At 63.4% G+C, this 23,324-nt stretch carries 21 protein-coding genes and 1 riboswitch; of the genes, 12 read left to right on the forward strand and 9 right to left on the reverse strand.

All coding sequences use genetic code 11. The annotated features are described in order from the left end of the window. Positions 1-14: 14 nt before the first annotated feature. The 6 genes from uca to NCS00_RS26610 form a co-directional block, all read right to left on the reverse strand. Positions 15-3,614 carry an urea carboxylase gene (gene uca / locus NCS00_RS26585; RefSeq protein ID WP_250441423.1) on the reverse strand — a complete coding sequence of 1,200 codons (3,600 nt, stop codon included), beginning with the start codon at positions 3,612-3,614 and terminating at the stop codon, positions 15-17. Between the two features lie 174 nt (positions 3,615-3,788). Next, positions 3,789-4,430 (reverse strand): urea amidolyase associated protein UAAP2, encoded by a 642-nt coding sequence (locus tag NCS00_RS26590; protein ID WP_008346571.1) that lies wholly within the window; start codon positions 4,428-4,430, stop codon positions 3,789-3,791. A 22-nt stretch (positions 4,431-4,452) separates the two neighbouring features. Next, entirely contained in the window at positions 4,453-5,157 is a 705-nt protein-coding gene (locus tag NCS00_RS26595) for an urea amidolyase associated protein UAAP1 (protein ID WP_033536001.1), read from the reverse strand. A gap of 15 nt (positions 5,158-5,172) precedes the next feature. Further along, positions 5,173-5,964, reverse strand: a complete 792-nt coding sequence (locus NCS00_RS26600) for an ABC transporter ATP-binding protein (protein ID WP_250441424.1) — start codon at positions 5,962-5,964, stop codon at positions 5,173-5,175. Continuing rightward, positions 5,961-6,776: an ABC transporter permease gene (locus NCS00_RS26605; RefSeq protein ID WP_250441425.1), complete on the reverse strand. Its 816-nt coding sequence runs from the start codon at positions 6,774-6,776 to the stop codon at positions 5,961-5,963. Before NCS00_RS26605 ends, NCS00_RS26600 begins: the two co-directional genes overlap by 4 nt. 31 nt (positions 6,777-6,807) lie before the next feature. Then, a complete protein-coding gene (locus tag NCS00_RS26610; RefSeq protein ID WP_250441426.1) occupies positions 6,808-7,878 on the reverse strand; it encodes a putative urea ABC transporter substrate-binding protein in 1,071 nt (356 codons plus the stop codon). 60 nt (positions 7,879-7,938) lie between these two features. After that, positions 7,939-8,038: riboswitch (guanidine-I (ykkC/yxkD leader) on the reverse strand. Between the two features lie 409 nt (positions 8,039-8,447). Between NCS00_RS26610 and NCS00_RS26615 the strand changes: the two genes are divergently transcribed. From NCS00_RS26615 to NCS00_RS26640, 6 genes are all read left to right on the forward strand, one after another. Beyond that, complete coding sequence (locus NCS00_RS26615) at positions 8,448-9,110, forward strand: CsgE family curli-type amyloid fiber assembly protein (RefSeq protein ID WP_008346582.1); 663 nt, start codon at positions 8,448-8,450, stop codon at positions 9,108-9,110. A gap of 58 nt (positions 9,111-9,168) precedes the next feature. After that, the gene (locus tag NCS00_RS26620) at positions 9,169-9,609 is read left to right on the forward strand and encodes a curli assembly protein CsgF (protein WP_008346584.1); all 441 of its coding nucleotides are present in this window, start codon (positions 9,169-9,171) and stop codon (positions 9,607-9,609) included. Positions 9,610-9,627: 18 nt separating this feature from the next. Continuing rightward, positions 9,628-10,560: a CsgG/HfaB family protein gene (locus NCS00_RS26625; RefSeq protein ID WP_250437661.1), complete on the forward strand. Its 933-nt coding sequence runs from the start codon at positions 9,628-9,630 to the stop codon at positions 10,558-10,560. A gap of 24 nt (positions 10,561-10,584) precedes the next feature. Beyond that, positions 10,585-11,115, forward strand: a complete 531-nt coding sequence (locus NCS00_RS26630; protein WP_008346589.1) for a hypothetical protein — start codon at positions 10,585-10,587, stop codon at positions 11,113-11,115. 126 nt (positions 11,116-11,241) lie between these two features. Next, positions 11,242-12,519: a hypothetical protein gene (locus NCS00_RS26635; protein ID WP_250441427.1), complete on the forward strand. Its 1,278-nt coding sequence runs from the start codon at positions 11,242-11,244 to the stop codon at positions 12,517-12,519. Between the two features lie 326 nt (positions 12,520-12,845). Continuing rightward, a complete protein-coding gene (locus tag NCS00_RS26640; RefSeq protein ID WP_144403629.1) occupies positions 12,846-13,076 on the forward strand; it encodes a hypothetical protein in 231 nt (76 codons plus the stop codon). Between the two features lie 83 nt (positions 13,077-13,159). Here the strand turns inward: NCS00_RS26640 and NCS00_RS26645 are convergent, their stop codons facing one another. Both NCS00_RS26645 and NCS00_RS26650 read right to left on the reverse strand, forming a co-directional pair. Continuing rightward, positions 13,160-14,518, reverse strand: a complete 1,359-nt coding sequence (locus NCS00_RS26645) for an epoxide hydrolase family protein (RefSeq protein ID WP_250441428.1) — start codon at positions 14,516-14,518, stop codon at positions 13,160-13,162. A 274-nt stretch (positions 14,519-14,792) separates the two neighbouring features. Further along, complete coding sequence (locus tag NCS00_RS26650; RefSeq protein WP_250441429.1) at positions 14,793-15,134, reverse strand: YciI family protein; 342 nt, start codon at positions 15,132-15,134, stop codon at positions 14,793-14,795. Positions 15,135-15,536: 402 nt separating this feature from the next. On the opposite strand from NCS00_RS26650, the gene NCS00_RS33405 reads away from it, so the two are divergent. After that, entirely contained in the window at positions 15,537-17,747 is a 2,211-nt protein-coding gene (locus NCS00_RS33405; RefSeq protein ID WP_284508183.1) for a hypothetical protein, read from the forward strand. Between the two features lie 34 nt (positions 17,748-17,781). Here NCS00_RS33405 and NCS00_RS26660 read toward each other — a convergent pair whose 3' ends face one another. Continuing rightward, positions 17,782-18,114, reverse strand: a complete 333-nt coding sequence (locus NCS00_RS26660) for a hypothetical protein (protein WP_008346602.1) — start codon at positions 18,112-18,114, stop codon at positions 17,782-17,784. 211 nt (positions 18,115-18,325) lie between these two features. Here NCS00_RS26660 and NCS00_RS26665 point away from each other — a divergent pair, with 211 nt between their 5' ends. The 5 genes from NCS00_RS26665 (at position 18,326) to leuB (ending at position 23,288) form a co-directional block, all read left to right on the forward strand. Then, a complete protein-coding gene (locus tag NCS00_RS26665) occupies positions 18,326-18,901 on the forward strand; it encodes an isochorismatase family protein (protein WP_034470174.1) in 576 nt (191 codons plus the stop codon). Beyond that, entirely contained in the window at positions 18,898-19,875 is a 978-nt protein-coding gene (locus NCS00_RS26670; protein WP_250441430.1) for a GlxA family transcriptional regulator, read from the forward strand. Before NCS00_RS26665 ends, NCS00_RS26670 begins: the two co-directional genes overlap by 4 nt. A 277-nt stretch (positions 19,876-20,152) precedes the next feature. Continuing rightward, positions 20,153-21,583, forward strand: a complete 1,431-nt coding sequence (gene leuC, locus NCS00_RS26675) for a 3-isopropylmalate dehydratase large subunit (RefSeq protein WP_250441431.1) — start codon at positions 20,153-20,155, stop codon at positions 21,581-21,583. Between the two features lies 1 nt (position 21,584). Further along, positions 21,585-22,181: a 3-isopropylmalate dehydratase small subunit gene (leuD, locus tag NCS00_RS26680; RefSeq protein ID WP_175980147.1), complete on the forward strand. Its 597-nt coding sequence runs from the start codon at positions 21,585-21,587 to the stop codon at positions 22,179-22,181. A gap of 36 nt (positions 22,182-22,217) precedes the next feature. Beyond that, positions 22,218-23,288, forward strand: a complete 1,071-nt coding sequence (leuB, locus tag NCS00_RS26685) for a 3-isopropylmalate dehydrogenase (protein ID WP_250441432.1) — start codon at positions 22,218-22,220, stop codon at positions 23,286-23,288. Positions 23,289-23,324 lie beyond the last annotated feature (36 nt).

Below are 23,324 nucleotides of genomic sequence, written 5' to 3' on the forward strand. Positions count from 1 at the left end.
TCCGTTGGATAGATTCAGTGACGTTCGATGACCGCGATGCGCTGTCCCGCGCGCAGCGGAGAACCCGGCGCGACATGGATCGCGGCGACGGTGCCCGCGCACGGCGCGCAGACGGCAATCTCCATCTTCATCGACTCGATGACGAGCAGCACGTCGCCCGCCGCGACTTCATCGCCAGGGGCCGCTTTCACTTGCCACAGGCTGCCCGCGATCTCGCTGTCGATGGCGAGTTCGCCAGCCTTGAGCGGTGCGAGTTCGGTGTCATCGACGAGTGGCGCATCCTGCGCGTCTTCCGATGCGCCCGCTTCGCGCCAGCGCTCGCGTTCGGCCTGAAACGCCGCTTGCTGACGCGTGCGGAACGCATCGATGCTCGACGCTTCGTCTGCGAGAAACGCCTGATAGTCCGGCAAGGACAGCTCCGTTTCCTCGATGCGCAGCGGATAGCGCCCGAGCGGAAAATCCGCGCGAATGCGCATGAGTTCGTCGGCGGACACTTCGTAGAAGCGGATCTGATCGAAGAAGCGCAGCAGATAGTGCTGGCCGCAGAAATCCGCGGTCTGCGCGTAGCGGTTCCACATCTGCAGCGTGCGTCCGACGAACTGATATCCGCCCGGACCTTCCATGCCGTACACGCACAGATACGCGCCGCCGATGCCGACCGAGTTCTCCGCCGTCCACGTTCGCGCCGGGTTGTACTTCGTCGTCACCAGACGATGACGCGGATCGAGCGGCGTCGCGACCGGCGCGCCGAGATACACGTCGCCGAGACCCATCACGAGATAGCTCGCATCGAAGACGATCTTTCTGACGGCATCGATGGAATCGAGATCGTTGATGCGCCGGATGAACTCCAGATTGCTCGGGCACCACGGCGCATCCTTGCGCACCGTCGTCATGTACTTGTCGATCGCGAGCCTGCACGCCGGGTCGTCCCACGAAAGCGGCAGATGCACGATGCGCGACGGCACGCGCAGATCGCCTTGCAGCAGCACTTGCGCCCACGCTTCTTCGACGATCGCAAGCAGAGGCGCGAGCGGCAAGTCGTCGGGCCGGTAATGAATCTGCAGCGAGCGGATGCCCGGCGTCAGATCGACCACGCCGGGAAGCGCCTGCGATTCGAGCGACTGCATCAGCGCATGACCGCGAAAGCGCGATACGAGATCGAGTTCCGCCGGGCCGATTTCGAGCAGCAGATGCGTATCGCCGGACACGCGCGCGACGAGTCTTTCGCGGCCCGATCCGCTATCGAGCACGATGGGCGAGGTCAGCGCCGCACGTCGTTCGGTCACTTCGCCGCGTTCGATATCGAGCGATTCGATTTCACGACGCCGCCGCCGCGCGGCCTCACGCGCTTCGCCGATCTCGACGGGAACGAAGCGCACCTTGTCGCCCGCCTTCAACTGGCCGATCTGCCACAAGTCCGCTTCGATGATCGTCACCGGACACACGAAACCGCCGAGGCTCGGGCCGTCGGGGCCGAGGATCACGGGCATGTCGCCGGTGAAGTCGATCGCGCCGACGGCATACGGATTGTCGTGAATATTCGACGGATGCAGGCCCGCCTCGCCGCCGTCCTCGCGCGCCCATTCGGGCTTCGGCCCGATCAGGCGCACGCCGGTACGGCTCGAATTGAAGTGCACTTCCCATTCGGTATCGAAGAAGCGTTCGATATACGCCGCGCTGAAATACTCGGGCGCGCCATGCGGGCCGTAGATGACGCGGATCGTGCGAACAGGTTCGAGGCGCAGCGCATCGCCGAGCGTCGCGCCTGCTTGCGCGTCGCCGAGCGGATAGACGTGCAGCACGTCGCCGGCGCGGATCGCGCGTCCGCCGTGTCCGCCGAACTGGCCGAGCGTGAACGTGCTGCGGCTGCCGAGATACGACGCGACATCGAAGCCGCCGCGCACGCACAGATAGGCACGCGCGCCCGCGCCGCGAATGGTGCCGAGCGCGAGCGTCGAGCCCGCCGCGACATGGATGCTGGTGTGCATCGGCTGCGCGATATCGTCGAGCGTGACGGGAATGTCAGCGCCCGTGATCGCGATCACCGCATCGGTATTGAAGCGCAGCGTCGGGCCGCTCATCGTCACTTCGAGCGCGGCGGCGTCGGCGGCGTTGCCGATGAGACGATTGCCGAGGCGCATCGAGCGGTCGTCCATCGGTCCCGACGGCGGAATGCCGACCGCCCAATAGCCGAGCCGGCCCGGATAGTCCTGCACCGTCGTCTGTGTGCCGCCGCTGACGACGTCGATCGTGCTCGCGCGATACTTCAGCGCTTCGAGGCAGCGCGTCCACGGCTCGCCCGACGCGAACGGCGCGTCGCCGATGATCTGCCGCAGATAGTCGCGATTCGTCTCCACGCCGTAAAGCCGCGTGTTCGCGAGCGCCTCGTCGAGCGCGTGGCGCGCTTGGTCGCGCGTCGGCGACCACGCGATGATTTTCGCGAGCATCGGATCGAAGTAGGGCGGCACTTCGCATCCGGCTTCGATCCACGTATCGATGCGCAGCGCGCGGCCATCGGCTTCGGGGAAGGCGACATCGGTCACGAGGCCGGGGCTCGGCTTGAAGTCGCGGCCCGGATCTTCCGCGTACAGGCGCGCCTGGATCGCGTGGCCGCGCGGCTTCAGGCCCGCCATCAGCGAGGAAAGCGGCGCGAGCGTTCCAGCGGCGAGTTCGATCATCCAGCGGACGAGATCGACGCCCCAGACCTGCTCGGTGACGCCGTGCTCGACCTGCAAACGCGTGTTCACTTCGAGGAAATAGAACCGTTCCGCCGCGCTGTCGTAGACGAATTCGACCGTGCCGGCCGACCGGTAATCGACGGCCTTCGCGAGACGGATCGCGGCATCGCACAGCGCAGCCGATACGCCTTCGGGCAACGATGGCGCGGGCGTTTCTTCGAGCACTTTCTGATTGCGCCGCTGCACCGAGCAGTCGCGCACGCCCAATGCGATGGCGTCGCCTTGGCCGTCGCCGAAGACCTGCACTTCGAGATGCCGCGCCCGCTCGATGTACTTCTCGAGGAACACGCCCGCGTCGCTGAAGTTGTTCTCGCCGAGACGGCGCACGGCGTCGAAATGCGCGCCGAGTTCGCCCGCGTTCCAGCACACGCGCATGCCGATGCCGCCGCCGCCCGCCGTGCTCTTCAGCATCACCGGATAGCCGATGCGCTCTGCCGCAGCGAGCGCGGACGGCAAGTCGTCGAGGAGGCCCGTGCCTTCGAGCATCGGCACGCCTTCCTTCGCGGCGATTTCGCGGGCGGTGTGCTTGAGGCCGAACGCGCGCAATTGCGCGGGCGTCGGTCCGATGAACGCGATGCCCGCCGCTTCGCACGCTTCGCCGAACGCCGCGTTCTCCGACAAAAAGCCGTAGCCGGGATGAATCGCCTGCACGCCTTCGGCACGCGCGATGTCGAGGATCTTCGCCGTGTCGAGATAGGTCGTCGCGGCGGGACCGTCGCCGAGCGAATGCGCAATCGAGGCTTCGCTTACATGGCGGCTAGCGCGATCCGCTTCGGCATACACGGCGATGCCGGTGACATCGAGCGCGCGCAAGGTTCTGAGAATGCGGCAGGCGATCGCCCCGCGATTCGCAATCAGGATCTTCTCGAACATGGAAAGGGAAGGGTCGTTCGGAGGCGGGCCGTCCCGCCGTGAGCATGGCGAGCCGCGGTCGTCCGCGGCCGCGATCGCTTCAGCGATAGCTTCGGTTCAGTTGTTCGCGCGTGGTCGTGCAGCAGCGTCCCGAGCGAACGAGCATGACGTGATAGATCCAGCTGCGAATGCGCTTCAGTTCCATATGATCAGCTCCGCGGGTGTCGGGTTATAGGCGTTGCACGGATTGTTCAGTTGCGGACAGTTGGAGATCAGCACGATGACGTCCATCTCCGCGCGCAGCTCGACATACTTGCCCGGCGCCGAGATGCCGTCTTCGAAGGTCAGGCCGCCTTCGGCCGTCACCGGCACGTTCATGAAGAAGTTGACGTTCGCGCCGATATCGCGCTTCGCGAGCCGTCCGTCGTGCGCGCATGCCCGCAGGAAGTTGTCGCGGCAGCTATGCATGTAGCGCTTTTCCAGCGCATAACGCACCGTGTTGCTCTCTTGCGCACATGCGCCGCCGAGCGTGTCGTGACGGCCGCAGGTATCGGCGACGATCGTCAGCATCGGATTGCCGAGATTCGAATACAGCACCGAGCCGGACGTCAGATAGAGGCTCTGCTGCCGACGCAACGTGCGTTGCGGATCGAAGCGTTCGCGCGGATCGTGAAGGCTGTAGAAGAGCGTATCGACGGCCTGATTGCCCTCCAGATCGACGATGCGCAGCGTCTGCCCCGCTTTCACTTCATGCAGCCACGGTTCGCCCGCGGCGAGCGTTTCGCGATACACCGCGCTTTCTGGATGTTTTTCACTGACGGTAAGCGCTTGGGTCATGTTGCTCATCTCTCAGGTTCGCTCAAAGGAAAAAGCGTTCGGTGTTGATGAAGCCGCGCACGTTCTCTTCGCATGCGGTACGGCAGATTTCCGCGACTTCGGGATGCGATTCCTTCAGTTCCAGCTTGACGGGCTTCGGCGAGTATTCGGGATGCGGGTCGAGCGGATGCTGGATCGCGGTCAGCACGACGAGCGTGTTCATCGGCGCATACAGTTCGACGTAATCGCCCGCTTTCGAATTGCCGGGCACGAAGGCGAGCGCGCCATCGCTCGTCACGTCGATGCGGCTGAAGAGATTGAGCGTCATCAGCAGGTCGGAAACGTCGAGGCCCCACTTGCTCATCTCGACGAGCAAGTTGTCGGTGCCATTGCGATAGAAGCCGTTGCGCAACTCCTGATAGCGGCCCGCGCCGTATCGTTCGAACACTTCCTGCGCATTCGATACCCCGCCGATGCTGTCGTGCCAGCCGCATGTATCCGCGACGATGGCGGCCAGGACGCGCCCCATGTCGGAATAGAGGCAATGGCCCGTGGTGAGCTTCGCGGTGTGCTGGCACTTCAGCGAATCCGGCAGATTGAGCCGCTCGCTCTTTTCGGCCGCGTTGACCATCATCACGCTGACGTTCGCGCCGCCGCGAATATCGGTGATGCAGAGCGACTGTCCGCGCTTGACGATCAGCGATGCATGACCGCCACCGGGGACCGTTTCTTCGAGTAACACTGTCATGGCGTAGAGCTTCCTTTAGTCGGAGACGAGTTCGATGCTGGATGCGCCCTGCACCGCGGCCTGCGCCATATGCACCGCCGATGCCGAGGCGCGCGTGCGGTCGAGCGGAATGTCGTAGGTGATGCGCGCGCCGTACGCGCCGGGCGCTTGCGGATCGACGCGCACCTTGTCGAAGACGAGCACGCGGCTGCCGAGCGTGAAGCCTTCCTTGAGGTCGTGCGTGACCATGAAAATCGTGAGCTTCGATTCGCGCCACAACTCCGACAACAGCACATGCATGTCCTTGCGGATGCCGGGATCGAGCGCGCCGAAGGGTTCGTCGAGCAGCAGCACGCGCGGCTTCATCATCAGCGCCTGCGCGATGGCGAGCCGTTGCTGCATGCCGCCCGAAAGTTGCTGCGGATACTTGTCGAGCGCCGCGCCAAGACCCACGCGTTCGAGCATCGCGGCGGCTTCGTCGCGTGCGGCGCGTCGTTGTGCGCCGAAGAGCCGTCCCGTGAATTTCGCGCGCGGCAGTTCGAGACCGAGCATCACGTTGCGCAGCACGCTCAGATGATCGAAGACGGAGTAGCGCTGAAACACGACGCCGCGATGCGCGTCCGGTTCGGCGGGAAACGGTTCGCCGTCGAGCAGAATCTCGCCGCGCGTCGCCCGTTCCTGTCCGAGCAGCAGGCGCAGAAACGTGGACTTGCCGCAGCCGGACGCGCCGACCATCGAACAGAATTCGCCTTCCTTCACGGTGAGATTCAGCCGTTCCAGCACGACCTGATCGCCGTAGTTTTTCCATACGTTGTGAACGACGATCATCGCGCGCCTCCGCCGTACCACGGAAAGCACCACTGCGTGAGTCGACGCAGCAGTTCGTCGGTGAGCCACGCGAGCAGCGTGATCCACGCGACGTAGGGAAGAATGAGATCCATCGACAGATAGCGCCGCACGAGAAAGATGCGATAGCCAAGCCCGTCGGTCGATGCGATCGCTTCCGCTGCAATGAGAAAGAGCCATGCGGCGCCGAGCGAAAGCCGGATCGCGACGAGCAGACGCGGCAGAAGCTGCGGCAGCACGAGCCGCAGAACAAGCGTCCAACTGTTCGCGCCGAGCGTCTGCGCCTTGATCCACATCTCGGCCGGGATTTCAGCGGCGCGCGCGTGCAGATCGCGAATGATCATCGGCGTGATGCCGATGACGATCAGCACGACCTTCGACAGTTCGTCGAGACCGAAGACGATGAAGAGAATCGGCAGCACGGCGAGCGGCGGCACCATCGATATGACGGTGATGAACGGCGAAAGCGTCGCGCTTGCGAGCGGAAACGATCCCGTCGCGATGGCCGCAACGAGCGCGATCGCCGCGCTCACGACGAGCCCGATGCCGAGCCTTCGCAAGCTCGACGCGGTATCGGTCCAGAGCAGATACTCGCCGGTGCGTTTGTCTTCGGCGAAGGCGGCGGACTTCATCGCATCGCTCATCTGCGTCGCGCTCGGCAACAGCTTGTCGTCGGGATTGTCGGCGAGCCGCATCGAAGAGCCGGTGAAATACACCGCGAGCAGCACGACGAACGGCAGCAGTAACAGCATCAGCGCGCCGGTCCTGCTCGGATGTCGATTGATGAGTCGCATGTTGACCGCCATGTAGTAGAACCTGAAGCGCTCAGAGCTTGCCGGCCGCCGCCATCTCGACGTAGGCCGGATCGAAGCGCAGCTTCACGTTGTTCTTGTTGCCGACGACGACGCCCTTGTCGAACGCCATGCCGACGGCATCCGCGCTCTTCGCGTCTTGCCCCAGCAGGCCGTGATCGAACGAGAACTTGGCGACGCGCGTCATGATCTTCGGCATGTCGGGGCTGGTCACGAATTCGAGCGCGGCCTTCGGCGTGTAGAAGAGGGCGGTGGTCGAGAGCTGGCCTTTGAAGTTGGCGAGATCGGTGCCGGACGCCTTGGCCATCGAAGTCAGCGCGCTCGTGGTTTCGGGGGAATCGCCGTGCATCAGCGCGACCATCTCGAACCATGCGCCGGTCAATGCCTTGCCGAGCGCCGGGTTGTCCTTCAGCGTCTTCGTATTGACGACCATCATGTCCATGATCTCGCCGGGAATCTTGCTGGAGTCGAAGACTTCGGTGACGTTCGGCTGCGCCTTCAGGTCGGCGAGCATCGGATTCCATGTGACCGTGTTATGCACGGTGGGCGTGGCGAATGCGCCGGAGATATCGGCGTCGGACGTGTTGACGACCTTGAGGTCGCGCTCGCTCATGTGCGCGCTTTCGAGTGCGCGTGCGAGCAGATAATGCGAGACCGAGAACTGGACGAGGTTGATCTGCTGGCCTTTGAGATCGGCGATCTGCTTGCCCTTGCCCTTCATGAGCACGCCGTCGTTGCCGTTCGAGTAATCGCTGACGATCAGCGCCGTCGAGTCCACGCCGCCCGAAGCCGGGATCGTGAGCGCGTCCATGTTGGTCATCGCGCAGCCGTCGAACTTGCCGGCCGTGTATTGATTGATGGACTCGACGTAGTCGTTCAGCTGGACGACATCGATATTGATGCCGTACTTGTTCGCCCACTTGGAGACGATGCCCTGCGTCTTGGCCTGGCCCCACGGCATCCAGCCCGCGTAGATAGTCCAGCAGACCTTGAAGTCGTTGCGCGGCGCGGCGGATGCGGCGCTGGACGCGAAAGCGGCGACGGAGAGTGCGGCGATGCCAAGAAAGCGAGCGAGCTTGCGCATGAGGTTGACCTCGAAGGAGACGGTTGGCGACGGCAAGGGAGCAGCGCGACTCATCGCGTTCTCTCCCGGGCTTTTATCCCGCCGTGTAACCTCGCCTGAGGTCGACAGCTCTCGGACCAGCATCCGCGTGAAGCAGACCGGAACCCTAGCCGTCCATTTCCAGATTGTTCGATGAACCGGATGATGCGCCGGCTCCTTGCCATCCCCTCTAAGCGGGAATCGTGCCAACAGTTTTTATGGCTGCTGGCGGCGTTGCGCAGGTTCGGACGGAGCGCATTGCCCATCCGCGGTGAAAGCGGCGCACGTTTGATGTATCGGCTGCACCAACATCGGGCGTCATCCTTGGTTGCCAGCAAACGTTTCCTTGGGTAGACGCGCGAAAACATCGGCGCAACGCTTTGAGCCGATGCGTCGTTGCTTGCGATTTTCTTGGCATGAATGTGGCGCGGACAACATAGCCATTACCGGTTATTACGGAGAATCCGTCTCGTCGTACAAATAAAAACGAAGCGTTTAAAACAGACCGTCTGAAGGCAGCACCATAGCGGCCAAAGACATACGGGGAAGTCATGCAGCGTGAGAAGAACAACGCGCCTGTCAAAGGGCGGGTCATCGCAGTGTGCATCGGGGTTTCGATCGTCGCGATCAATGCGAATGCGCAGGATGCGGAAACGCAGCCGGCCGCGCACGTGAACACGGCGTCTCAGGCTCAACCGCTCATCTCGCTGCCCAGCACGCCGACGCCCGGTCCGGTCGGCAACACCGGCGAATTGCCGGCCGCCAATGGCGCGCCTCTCACGCCGCGCGGCACGGTGAATGCCGCATCGTCGCTCGACAAGAGCGCCACCCTCGCCGGCACGGCACGCTCGCGCACCGTCGATATCGAAGGCAAGCAAGCGCTCGACGATACGCTCGGCGGCGTGGTCACGACCGACACGGTGACGCTCGCGGGGCAGGACTTCTACACCTGGTTCGCGCAGGCTTGGGGCGCCATCCCGCTGTCCGAGCGCTACATCGTTTCGGTGCACGAGCGGCCGTCGCCGCGCTACGGCAGTCTCGTGTGGGTGGAGTACGGCCAGCGTCGCGTTTTCCAGGCGTTCCTGCCGATTGCGCGCTCGAACGTGAAGCCGATTGCCGAAGGCGCGGCGCAGATCGCCTTTCAGAACGTGATGCAGGCGGACCTGACCCGTCTGCTGTTCCGCGACGCCGACATGGCGATGGACGAACTATAAAAAAATCGCATCGTAAGAAAATCGATGCAGTAAGGCCAAAAAATACGGGGAAACCGCAATGAAAACGAATGCGCTCTTGAAACGCGCGTTGCTCGCTTGCGCGCTTGCGATGCCGGTTATCGCCGCGCAAGCCACATCGCTTGTGTATGAACCGGTGAATCCGAACTTCGGCGGCAATCCGCTGAACGGGACGAATCTGCTCAACGAGGCGAACGCGCAGAACAAGTACAAGGATCCGTCGACGGAGAACCTCGGTACGAGCAGCCAGTCCACGCTCGACCAGTTCAACACGCAATTGCAGCAGGCGATTCTGTCGCGCGTCGCGTCGTCGATATCGAGCTCGATCGTCGGCACGGACGGCACGCTGCATCCCGGCACGATCAACACGGGCAACTTCTCGATTGCGATCACGCAAGTTACCGGCGGCAATCTGCAAGTGACGACGACCGACAAGACCACGGGCGCCTCGACGACCTTCGTCGTCGGCAACGGACAGTAACGCGAGCGCGCATACGACATGAACAAAGAAGCTATCACGACACTGGCGACGCGCGCGGCACTGGGCGCCACGCTCCTTGCAACGATGCTGTTGACCGGCTGCGTCACGACGCCGATGCCTTCGGCGGGCAACGCGACGCTCACGCCGCCGACGCGCGTGACGCGCGACCTCACGCACCTGCCGCCGCCGAAAGGGCGCATCGTCGCGGCCGTGTACGGTTTTCGCGATCTGACGGGCCAGTACAAGCCGTCGCCGGACAGCTCGTTCTCGTCGCAGGTGACGCAGGGCGGCGCTTCGTTTCTCGTGAAGGCGATGCGCGATTCCGGCTGGTTCACGCCCGTCGAGCGCGAAAACCTTCAGGACCTCCTGACCGAACGCAAGATCATGCGCGCGCTGGAAACGCCGGACGACAAAAAGAACGCGATACCGCAGATCGGCGCGCTCGCACCGGCGAGCATCGTGCTGGAAGGCGGCATCGTCGGTTACGACACGAACATTCGCACGGGCGGCGCGGGCATCGCGTATCTTGGTATTTCGGCATCCCAACAATATCGCGTGGATCAAGTGACGGTGAACCTGCGCGCCGTGGATATCCGCAACGGCACGATACTCAACAGCGTGTCGACGACCAAGACCATCTATTCGATTCAGGTCGATACCGGCGTGTATCGCTTCATCGGCTTCAAGGATCTGTTGCAGGCCGAAGCCGGCATGACGCGCAACGAGCCGCAGCAGCTGTGCGTGAACGAAGCGATCGAATCGGCGCTCGTGCATCTGATCGTGCAAGGCGTCGCGAACCAGTCGTGGGCGCTCAAGGACACGAAGGACTGGTACGACCCGACGATGCAGCGATATCTGCAGGAAAACCAGGGCTACGCGCAGACGATGGAAGACGTGAACCCGTCGTATAGCCCGGTGAGAATCGATCCGCCGAAGACCATCGGCAGTTAATCAGTCTCAGCGAAGGAGATCAGCATGAAAGCATCGCGTGCGCCAATGCGCGCATCGAAGGTCGCTGTGTGCGCGGCGCTCGGCGCGGTCGTCTCGCTCGCGGTGTATGCGGCGGACCTGTCGTCGGTCTCGGATTTCGGTCCGCCGGAACCGGGCTTCGGCGGCGCGACGCAAGTCGCTCGCGTGTCGCAACACGGCCAGGGTAATCGTCTCGACGCGATTCAGGCCGGACATAACGGCTTGATGGCCAATCAGATCGGCATCGCGAACGCGGCGGCGACGGCGCAGGCCGGCAACGACAACTGGACCGTGCTTCAGCAAAGCGGCGCCGCCAATCTTTACGCCGGATATCAGTCGGGTCAGTACAACCGGTCGATCGCGATGCAGAACGGCAGCGGTAACGAAGCAACGGTCACGCAGGTCGGGAATTCGATGTCGTCGTCGGTGACGCAGCTTGGCAACAACAACGAGATTTCGATCTTGCAGAGCAGGAACGGTTCAGGATTATCGGTTACGCAGACGGGCGGCGCCCGGGCTGCGGTTCTGATGAAGTAGGCAGGCGAGGAGACCACGCAGTACAGGTAGGTGTGTGAGTGTGCAGGGCCGGGCGTCAGCGGGGGTTGACGTCCGTTAGGGTTACGAATCTACGTGCAAAAAACATCAAGTCAACGAGGCATAAAAATGAAAGTGAAGGCAATCATCATCGCTATGGGTCTGGCAGCATTGGCATCGACGTCGGCTTTTGCAGCGTCGGTCGGCGAAGGCGCGATCGTCGAGCAGTACGGCAACGGCAACACTGCTGGCGTGACGCAGACGGCGTCCAGCCATGACCGCGTGAAGGTCCAGCAGAACGGCGACGGTTCGAGCGCGACCGTTACTTCGAGCAACGGCGGCGCCAACGTGACCGACATCCAGCAAAACGCGGCACGCGTTTCGGGCGAATCGAAGCTGAGCGCGACGCTCACGCAGCAGCAGGCGATCGGTGAAAAGACCACCATCAAGCAAACGGGCAGCAACAGCACGGTGAACGTGACGCAGACGGCTTCGTCGTACGACAAGGACACGGTCACGCAATTCGGCAAGAACGACTCGGCGACCATCGATCGCACCGGCTCGAGCTGGAACACGGTCAACGTCGATCAAGGCACCGGCAAGACGGCAGGCGTGAGCGACGGCGCAAAAGCGACGGTCACGCAGACGACCACGATCGGCAACCGCGTCGACATCCTGCAAGGCAACAAGAACGGCATCGCGACCGTGACGCAGACGAATGGCGGCTACAACTCGGCTCGCATCGATCAGATCGGCGATCATAACGACGGCAAGATCGAGCAGGTTTCGGAAATCGGCGACAACGTGTCGATCAGGCAGGCCGACTTCGCCCGCGCGCAAGTGCATTCGGAAAACGGCGGCGGCAACACGACCACCATCGACCAGAGCGGCGCAGGCGCACCGCACTATGCGCAGGTGACGCAAGGCAACGCGACCAACGAAACGACGACGATCCTGCAAACCGGCTCGGCCTACAACACGGCATACGTCGATCAGTATCGCGAAGCCAACGATCACACGTATGTCGTTCAGGCGGGCGATCGCAACACGGCGGCCGTTCATCAGACGGATGGCGGCAGCAACCTGGCAGCCGCGGTGCAGGTCGGTTCGAACAACAACATGGATCTGACGCAACAAGGCGCGTTCGAATCGACGCTGCTGGCCGGTCAGGGCGGCGGCTTCAACGAAGCGAAGGGCAAGCAGTCGGGCTCGCACGAAGACATGACGCTGACGCAAGTCGGCTACTTCAACTCCGCGGATGCTTCGCAAGCCGGTGCGTATAACACGGCTTCGATCGTCCAGATCGGCAACGCCAACTACGGCTCCGTGACTCAGAGCGGTATCGGCAATGCGGCTGCGATCACGCAGGGCGGTTCGTTCAACAAGGCTGTCGTCGTTCAGAAGTAAGGAACGCGGCGCAACGAATGGCGGTATGGCGGGCGGCGAGCGGTTCGAAAGTACCGCTCGCCGCTGTTTCATTCACGCGATGTCGCGAATCGGCCGATCGGTGCCATCGGCCGTACACGAGCCCAAAATTCTAGCCCGGCAATTCACGAGGAAGCTGACTGTATTCCGCCTGTTTCGATCTCGGCACCACTGACTTTTTGTCAAGTAATCATGTCGCTCATCCGAGGCGACAATAGATGCGTCGGCACTTGTGCGCCACGCAGGCGCTCGCCCGTTTCGCAGTCGAGACGCATCAGCGTCACAGCACAATCGCAAGGGGTCAAACGATGCTCACCTGCTTCGCAGTAAGCCATACCGATGACGACCAGCTCGTTCAATCCGCCGAGCACGAGATTCTTCAGGCGATTGCCGACGAAGCCGAAGTAAGTTTCGAGCCGGGCTTTGCGGGCAAGAGCTACCTGGACGTTCCGACCAATGCGGACGCACGCGAGGCAATGACTGCACGCCTGGAACAGAACGATATGTCCTTCAGCGTGGTTACGCGCATCGCTTATTAGGCGTGGATCACGAAGCGCGATGCGATCGCGGACATGCCGTCGACGCGCCGAACGTTCGTCTTGCGATGTGGCCCAGCACGCGCTCACGTGCGCAACGACCTCAACCCCGCACGCACTTCCCCGGCGAACAGGTCCGGCTGTTCCCACGCCGCGAAGTGTCCGCCCTTGTCGAGCCGGTTGTACCAGATGAGGTTGTGATAAGCGCGCTCCGTCCAGCTTCGCGGCGCCTGATAGTTCTCGCGCGGGAACACGCTCACGGCCGCGGGAACCGATACGTCGGCGGCCGCAAGGAAGTTGAAGTGCGATTCCCAGTAGAAGCGCGCGGACGAGACACCCGTGTTCGTCAGCCAGTAGAGCGTGATGTCGTCGAGAATGTCGTCTCGCGTCATCGCCCCTGATGATTCGCCGTTGACGTCGCGCCCGAACACCGCCGAAGTCAGCGCCGCCGCAGGCTGCACGTAGCCGTCGCCATGATCGAGCAGCCATGCGGCAAGACCTGTCGGCGAATCCGCGATGCCGTAGAGCGTTTGCGGGCGCGTGCCCATTTCCAGCGCGTACGCCCGGCGTTTTCTTGCGGCGCTGGCAAGCTGCTCGTACGCGTGCTTTTCTTCATCGTTGAGGCCCGCAGGTGGCGGATCGCCTGCCTGCAGCGCTTTGGCGATATCGGCGGGAACGGTCGCCGGGAAGTTGACGTGAATGCCGAGCAACTCGGGCGGCGCCTGCTTGCCCATCACGTTGGCGACCACGCCGCCGAGGTCGCCGCCTTGCGCCGCGAATTTGTCGTATCCGAGCCGCTTCATGAGCGTGACCCAGGCGCGTGCGGTGCGCTCGGGTCCCCAGCCGGTCGCCGTCGGCTTGCCCGAGAAGCCATAGCCCGGCAGCGACGGGATCACCAGATGAAACGCATCCGACGCACTCGCGCCGTGTGCCGTGGGATTGGTCAGCGGATCGATGATCTTGAATTGCTCGATCACCGATCCGGGCCATCCGTGCGTGACGATGAGCGGCATCGCGTTCTCGTGCTTCGAGCGAACGTGGATGAAGTGGATGTCCAGCCCGTCGATCTCGGTGATGAAATTCGGATAGCCGTTCAGTTTCGCCTCGCACTTGCGCCAGTCGTAGTCCGTGGACCAGTGGCGCGCGAGTTCCTGCATCATCGCGAGCGGCACGCCTTGCGATTCGTCGGAAACGGTCTCGCGCTCGGGCCAGCGCGTTGCCTTGATGCGGCGGCGCAGATCGGTGAGTTGCGCTTCGGGAACATGCACGCGAAGCGGACGAATCGCTTCCTTGTCGTTATTCGCGGTCTTCGCGACTGAGACGATCGATGAGTTCGGTTCAGCAAACGCGAGCTTGTTCAGCGATGCCGCTGCGATACCGGCCGCCGCAACCTCGACGAAGCGGCGGCGCGACGGCGACTTGGGAAGCGTCTTGTTATATGACATGAGAACTCCTGATGAAGGCAAAGCTATTTCGGCGGCTGACTCCGTCACGCGTACTGCGCTTCGAACACGATCGTTCGGCTCGGATCGCGTTGCATACGTAATACGTCGAATCCCGCTGCTGGCGCGGCTCACTGCTGCGCGATGGACGTATTGAAGCGCGCCGACGTATCCCGTGCGTGTCGAAATCGAGGCGTTGTGTAATCGCGCGTATCCGCAGCCGCCGCCGATACGTTGCGATACAAGGTGGCGGCAGTCGTCGACTTGGTTGAGCGTGTCAGCTCTCCGGGTCGTACCCGAACTCGCGGAGTTCCTGCGCACAGCGGCAGGCTTTGGCGATGTCAGCGGCCCATTGGACGGCCGCTTCGCGCGATGGAAGTTCCAGCACACAGAAGCCGCCGTCGAACTCTTTCGTCTGCGGATACGTCCCGTTCGTGACGGTGCCGTCGGCGGCGACCATCTGCGGCGTCACGTTCCCATTGATACCGCCGCCGAACACATAGACGCCCGCTTCCTTCGCCTCTCTGATGACCGCGCGTGCCGCTTCGCCGACCGCGTCGATGTCTTCATCGGAGACGTTCATCGCCGATGCAGGGAAGGAGATTAGGTACTTCGTCATCGTTTGATCCTCCGGGTGTGAGTCGGCCTCCCGCGTCGAAAGGCCACTGGAACGGCGCGAAAAAAGAATAAAAATCGCATCGAAAGATTACTAGGCTTTCAATCGGGCCGAGCGAACGCGTCTTACCTAAGGTGCCGATAAAAACGCGCGCTGCAAGGTAAGCGGACGATCTTCGCAATGCGGCCCTCAAAGAACCGTTGCGCCCATTCTGACGAAGAACGCGAATCATGGGCGCCGTATCACGGCGCGTCCCTTCGATCGAGGCTGTATTTCTTCGGCGTCCCGATCACTGCGAGCTGACCTGATGGCGCGCAGACGACGAGCGTGTTCAACACGCGCTTCCTGAAGACCCCTTACTCAATGGCCTTCCAGGAAATCCCTATCTCTTCAAAGGAGGTTGAAATGGCCGGTGATATCAACATTCGTGAACGTGTCGTGATCTTGCCCGAGACAGGCGCATTCGCCGAGGCGCGGCGTCATCCCGAATCCACATCGAGCCGCCGTGTCGTGCATGTCTACGGTTCGCGCGTGATCGTGATGGAGGAATCGGCGGAACCCGCGGCAAAGGCGCTGGCGTACGAATCGCTGCAGGCATCCGCGATGGTGGTCGACTCGCTGTCGGCGACGGAGCAGTTGGGCTACAACGCGTTCGCCTTGCGCGAATCGAGCGCGTATCGGACCGCGAAGTCATCGCGTCCGCGCGAGGGCGAATCGTGGGATTCCAGCGAGGAAATGCAGTATTCGTGTACGCCGCCCGAAGACTCCAGGGAGCGCGCCGAAAGGGCGATGGCGCAGGCGGGCGCGCCGACGAGCCAGCGTCTGACCGGCTCGGTCGCGGTGGGAATCGTGATCGTGGAAGGACCGAACGACAATCTCAAGTTTTCGCAGGACGAGCGTACGAAGGTCGTCGCCGAAGTGCAGAACGGACTGAGCTGGCTGGCGACGCAAAACCCGGAAGGCTTGACCTTCAAGTACGACATCAAGATCGTCGCGGTGGAGGTGCAGCCCGGCGCGGACACGCTGACTTTCGATGAAAAAGAGACGCTGTGGCGCGATCCCGCGATGACGCAGCTCGGCTACGGCACGGGCATGGGCGCGGTGACGGCGTACATCGAAAAGCTGCGCACCGATCTCGGCACCGACTGGACGTATTGCGGCTTCTTCACCAAGTATCCGCTCGGGCATTTTGCTTATGCGTCGATCGGCGGCCCGCGTCTCGTGATGAACTACGACAACGATGGATGGGGCCCCGACAACATCGACCGCGTATTCGCGCACGAAAGCGGGCACATTTTCGGCGCGCCGGACGAATACGCGGCGAGCGGCTGCAACTGCGGCGGATCGTGGGGCGTGTACTTCAAACCGAACGCCAACTGCGCGAATTGCGCGCCAGGGGGCGGCGTCGATTGTCTGATGAAGGGCAACACCTGGAACATGTGCGTGCACACGCCGTTCCATCTCGGCTTTCCGCTCGTTACACAGACCTACACCGGCGTATGGCGGCAGGGCAACGACGCGCACTATCTGTGGGTCAACGCATCGTGGAACAGTTTCGTCGCGAAATGGCAGCAACTCGCGGAGCAGAATCTGCGTCTCGCCGATCTCAAGATCACGCGCGAGAACGGTTCCGAGCGATTCCACGGCGTCTGGCGCGAGGGCACGGGCGGCTATTACCTTTGGGTCAACGCGAATCAGGCGGACTTCATCACCAAATGGCAGGAGCTGGGCGCCCAGGGGTTGAGGCTCGTCGATTTCGAAGTGCAGAACGTCAACGGCACGCTGCTGTATTCGGGCGTCTGGCTGCCCGGCGACGATGGTTACTATCTCTGGATCAACGCCGACTGGAACAGCTTTGTCGCGAAGTGGCAGCAGCTCGCGGATCAGAACCTTCGTCTCATCGATCTCAAGATCGTCGATGTGGGCAACGAGCAGCGCTTCTTCGGCGTGTGGCGGCAGGGCACGGGCGGTCATTATCTCTGGGTCAATGCGGACTGGAACAACTTCGTCGCGAAGTGGCAGGAGCTCGCCCTGCAGAATCTGCGTCTCGTCGATATCGAGATTACGCAGTCCGCGCAAGGTCAGCGCTTCTCGGGCGTCTGGCTGCCCGGCGCGGATGCGTACTACCTGTGGTCCGGCGCCGACTGGCAGCACTTCGTCGCGAAATGGGAAGAGGTATCGGCGCAAGGCATGCGGCTCGTCGATCTCGACGTAGTGCCGGGCTCCGGCGCGCAGAGTCCGACGCCATCATCGGTCGCGGCTTCTTACGGCGGCATGGCGAGCGCATCGGCATCGGCGTTCGATTCTTACGAGGATGGCAAGGGCGGTCCCGGCGCAGCCACGCTGGCAGGGGAAGCGGGCTATGGAATGGGGAGCGTGAACGGCGAGGGCACGGCGGTATCGGCCCCGGATTCGGGCAGGCTCGCGGGCGTCGGCGGCGGTTCGTCGAACGGCGGCGGCCTCGCGTCGACTTCGACCGCGACCCGCACCCCTACCGCCGGCGGCGGCAACGCGTTCGGCGGCGGATACTTCGGCGGCAGTCCGCAACCCGGCGATGCGCCCGCGCCGCAACCGGAACTCACGATGGAAGCACTCGGAGGCGGATCGGTTTCCTGAGCGCGATGGGCTAGGGGTCCACGCGGCCGATGCGTCACCGCTTCGGATCGGGCGGTTGCATCGGCGGCGTGTCCCAGTCGAGCTGATCGCCACGGCGCGTCTTGACCTGGCCGAGCCGCGACATCCATGCATCGACGAAAAGCGCTTCGGTATCGTCGAGCCCGTTCGACTGCTTCACCGACGATTCCGCGTGCGTCAGCACGCTGGCGACGCCGTGCATCGACGCGATGCGTGGAACGGCCGAAGCATCCGCGGTGCTCACGTAGACGCGGTTCGAGATGGATTGCGTCGGCGGGGCGGCGCGCATGACGGCATCGCGCTCGGCGGCCGATATGGATAACTGGAGAATGACGAGGACTTCGACCATGACACGTTGCTCCCGCGCGCGATGCGCGTAGCCAAGTGTAGGGCTGGCCGCATCCGGTCGCAACGCAGCGGCATGGATACTCGCGATGCTGCCCGACGAACTTATGGGCTCGTGATGGCGGATTTTGTCCGCAAAGATGACGCATAATGCTCTTTCCTGCGCGGTTGACGGGGCATTATGATGATTGCACGTTCAATCATCGAGGCCAAAAATGACCGCTGACCAACGCCGCTCCGCTCTCGTCATCATCGACGTTCAGGAATCGTTTCGCCACATGCCCGACTGGTCCGACACGGATCTGCCGGCTTTCAAGGAAGCCGTACTGCGCCTCGACCGCGGCGCGCGCGAAGCCGGCGTTCCGGTGGTTCATATCTTCCATGTCGGCAAGGCCGGACCGTTCAAGAAGGAATCGGGCTTTGTGAAGCCGCTGGACTGGTTGCCCGCTTCGCCCGATGTCGTCTTCGAGAAACACACGCACAACGCGTTCACCGATACCGGCCTGGACCTGTGGCTGCGCCGGCGCCAGATCGATCATCTGGTGATCGCGGGCATCCGCACCGAACAGTGCTGCGAGACGACGACGCGAGTCGCCTCGGACATCGGCTATGCCGTCGACTACGTGACCGAGGCTACCCTCACGTTTCCGATGACTCACGCCATCAGCGGCCGCGTCTACTCGACGTCCGAGATCAAGGCGCATACGGAACTCGTGCTGCAGGGACGCTTCGCGCGCATCGCCACAACCGACGACGCGCTCGCTGCGTGGCGCACGGCAAAAGCTGCATGATTCCGCCGATATCCGTATGGTTCGTGCTGACGCCGCCCGTGCTGATGCTCGACTATGCCGGCCCGGCCGAGGCGATGCGAATGGCGGCCGAAGCCGGCGGGCCGTTCGCGCTGCATCACTGCGGCCCGCTCGAGCGCGCGGCGACGTCGCTCGGCACCTTCATCGACGGTATCGAACCGTTGCCCGACAGGCTGCCGCGGAACAGTCTCGTCATGGTCGTCGGCAGCACGGAGTCGCCGGAGCCGGGCGCGAACGCGCCGTTCGATACGGTCGCGCAGTGGCTTCGATGCGCCCCGGCCGAAGACACGCGCATCGCCAGCATCTGTTCCGGCGCGCTCCTGCTTGCGCGCGCGGGGCTGCTTGCGGGACGGCGCTGCACCACGCACTTCGGACTCGTCGATGAACTCGCGCGCGCGGAACCGACCGCGCGCGTGCAATACGACTGCCTGTTCGTCGATGACGGCGACGTGCTGACGAGCGCCGGAATCACCGCGGGTATCGACCTGTCGCTGTATCTGATCGAGCACTATGCGGGAGCCGAGCGCGCCGCCGATATCGCACGCCGTCAGGTGGTCTATCAGCGCCGTGCAGGCGACGACGTGCAGCTTTCGCCGTGGCTTGCGCATCGGAATCACATGCATCCGGCGGTGCATCGCGCGCAGGATGCCATCGCGCAAAACCCTGCGCGCGACTGGAGCGTCGCCGAACTCGCGCGTGCCGCGCATGTGAGCCAGCGGCATCTGAGCCGCCTGTTTGCGGAGCACGCGGGCGTCACCGTACTGGAGTATCAGCAGAGTCTGCGGGTGGCGAGCGCGCAGCGCTTGCTCGCGCAGTCGGACTACAACATCGAGCGCGTGGCGGAGGAATCCGGTTTCGCATCCGTCCGGGATTTTCGGCGCGTGTGGCGGCGGTATCACGACGTGTCGCCCGCGCGGTTTCGCAGCGGTTCGGAGCTCGAATCTTCTGTCGACTGAACGCATCGGAACCCGCCGCCGGGCATATCTCGCCGCTTCCAGCCTGCCGTTTTGCCGCTGTCCACAGTCGGAATCTGGCAAGCATGGAGCCGGGGCTGCACCTCGACTATCGCGTCGTCTACCGCAGGGGCCGCCCCGGCATCGCGTTTCACGATGGTGCCTTGCCGAAATAGCACGTACAACGCAGTGCGTCTGGCGCATGATGCTCTCACAACACCGACCCGCCGAGCATACGCAAGCGTTCGCAAACGGCGCATTCACGGAGTGAGACGAAGCGATGCAACTCGAACAAGGAGCGGGTCGCCCGCGCACGCTTTACGACAAGATCTGGGACCGTCACCGGGTCATGTCGCGTGACGACGGACAGGATCTGTTGTTCATCGACCGCCATTTCATTCACGACGTCACCGCGCAGTCCTTCGATCTGTTGCGTCAGCGCGGCCTGACGCCACGCTCCCCCGAGCGCATCTTCGGCACGGCGGATCATTACGTTTCCAGCGTCGCAAACGACCTGTCCGCGGTTGCCGACCCGGAGCGGCGCGGCATGATTCAGGCGCTTCAGCGCGACGCCGCCGAGTCTCGGATCACGCTGTTCGACATGGACGATTCCCGTCGCGGCATCGTTCACGTGGTCGGGCCCGAGCAAGCGTTGAGCTTGCCCGGCATGACCGTCGTCTGCGCCGACAGCCACACATCGACACATGGGGCGATGGGCGCGCTTGCTTTCGGAATCGGCGCGACCGAGGTGGCTCACGTGCTCGCCACGCAATGCCTGTGGCAACGCAAGTCGGGCAACATGCGCGTCACACTCGATGGCAGCCCGGGCACGGGCGTCACCGCCAAGGACCTGATTCTCGCCGTGATCGCCCGGATCGGCGTGGCCGGCGCCGTGGGCCACGTCATCGAGTACGCGGGCTCCGCGATCTCCGGCCTGTCGATGGAAGGCCGGCTGACGCTCTGCAACATGACCATCGAAGCTGGCGGGCGAGCAGGCATGATCGCACCGGACGAAACCACGTTCGCGTACATCGCGGGGCGTCCCTACGCACCCGATGGCGATGCGTGGGACAGCGCGATGTCGCAATGGCGCGACTTGTTCACCGATCCGGGCGCGCCCTTCGATCGGGAAATACACATCGACGTCTCCGACATCGCCCCTATGGTCACGTGGGGCACGACGCCCGAATACGCCTGCGGCATCGACGGACGCGTTCCCGATCCCGCGCGACAAGCCGACCCGGATCGACGCGCGGCGATGTCGAAAGCGCTGAACTACATGGGGTTGCCTCCGAACGCGGCGCTGGAAGGCGTGGCGATCGACAGGGTGTTCATCGGATCGTGCACGAACGGGCGCATCGAGGATTTGCGCAGCGCGGCGGAGGTGGCGCGCGGCCGCCGCATCGCATCTGGCGTCGAGGCGTGGGTCGTGCCGGGCTCGCACGAGGTACGGGCGCAGGCCGAGGCGGAAGGACTGGACCGCGTGTTCAAGGAAGCCGGTTTTCAGTGGCGTTATCCCGGCTGCTCGATGTGCCTTGCAACCAACGGCGATATCGCCGCGCCCGGGCAGCGTTGCGCTTCCACTTCGAATCGCAATTTCGTGGGCCGTCAGGGACCGGGGGTGCGCACGCATCTGATGAGTCCGGCCATGGCTGCTGCCGCTGCCGTGACAGGGCGTCTGACCGATGTGCGCCGTCTCCTGGGAGCATGAAATGGAAAGCCTGATTCACCTCGATGCGGTCGCCGTCCCGATCGCCGGCATCGATTGCGATACGGACCAGATCCTGCCCGCGCGCTTCCTGCAAAAACCCCGCTCCGACGATTTCGGCCAGTTCCTCTTTCGTGCGCTGCGCTTCGGTCCGGATGGCGCCGAGAAGCCTGAGTTCGTGCTCAACCAGGCGTCGTTTCGCGAGGCGCGCATCGTGGTGGCGAACCACAACTTCGGTTGCGGCTCTTCGCGGGAGCACGCGGTCTGGGCGCTGTATGACTACGGAATCCGGGCGGTGATCGCCCCGAGCTTCGGCGATATCTTCTTCATCAACTGCCTGAAGAACGGGCTGCTTCCGATCGTGCTGCCGGAGAGCGTCGTGCTTCCGCTCCTGGAAAGCCTCGGCAGCAGGGCAGTCAGCCGGATCTCCATCGACGTGCCCGCGCAGACCGTGACGTTACCCGATGGCGCTTCGCATCCTTTCGATATGGAGCCCTTCGCGAAGGAATGCCTGCTGCGCGGCATGGACGAGATCGATTACACGCTTTCGCATCGAGACCGCATCGATGCATTCGAGCGCAATCGTGCCGATGCATGGTGAGGCGCGCGCTTTCCAAAACGACCTGGAGGAGTTCAGATGAAGATTGCAGTCATGCCCGGTGATGGCATCGGTCCGGAAGTAGTGGCGCAGGCGCTCAAGGTGCTGCAAGTCGTGGCGCCCCATGCAGAGACCCAGGAGGCGCATATCGGCGAGGCCGGCATCCGGGCGCACGGCGTGCCCCTTCCGCAGCCCACGCTCGACGTGGCGCGCAAGGCCGACGCCATCCTGTTCGGTGCGGTAGGCGTCGCGGACGAAGCAGGGATACCCCGCGAGCGTCGTCCCGGAACGGGTCTCCTGCAGTTGCGCGAAGCGCTCACGCTGTACGCGAACTTCCGTCCGGCGTATATGTTCCCGGAACTGATCGGCGCTTCGACCTTGCGGCCGGAAGTCGTCGATGGACTCGACATCGTGATCGTTCGCGAGCTGAACGGCGATGCCTATTTCGGTCAGCCGCGCGGCTTCGAGACCAACGAGGCAGGCGAGCGCGTCGGCTTCAACACGATGCGCTATTCGGAATCGGAAGTCGAACGCGTCGCGCACGCGGCTTTCCGCGCCGCTCGTCGACGTCACCACAAGCTGTGCTCGGTGGACAAGGCCAACGTGCTGGAGGCGAGTCAATTGTGGCGCGAAACTGTCACGCGCGTCGGGCGGGACTATCCGGACGTCGAACTGAGCCATCTCTTCGTCGACGCCGCCGCCATGATGCTGATGCGCCGGCCCAAGCAGTTCGATGTCATCGTCACGGGCAACTTGTTCGGCGATATTCTGTCGGACGCCGCGGCCATGCTGACCGGATCGATCGGCATGCTGCCGTCGGCTTCGCTGGGCTACGACCGCAAAGGGCTGTACGAGCCCGTGCATGGCTCGGCGCCGGACATTGCAGGCAAGGACATCGCCAATCCGCTTGCTGCCATCCTGTCGCTCGCGATGATGCTGCGCGAGAGCTTCGAGATGGAAGACGCCGCCGAGCGCGTCGAACAGGCCGTGCGGGCCGTGCTGTCCGCCGGCTACAGAACCGCCGATATCCATCAGGAAGGTGCGCAAAGCGTCGGCACCCGTGACATGGGCGATGCAGTGGTCGAAGCCTTGCAGAAAGAAGTCGTTTAGGGCGGATCGCGGCCTGGACCGGCTGGCAGCGCGGCG

The sequence above is a fragment of the Caballeronia sp. AZ1_KS37 genome, from assembly GCF_023631165.1.
Classification (GTDB): Bacteria; Pseudomonadota; Gammaproteobacteria; order Burkholderiales; family Burkholderiaceae; genus Caballeronia; species Caballeronia zhejiangensis.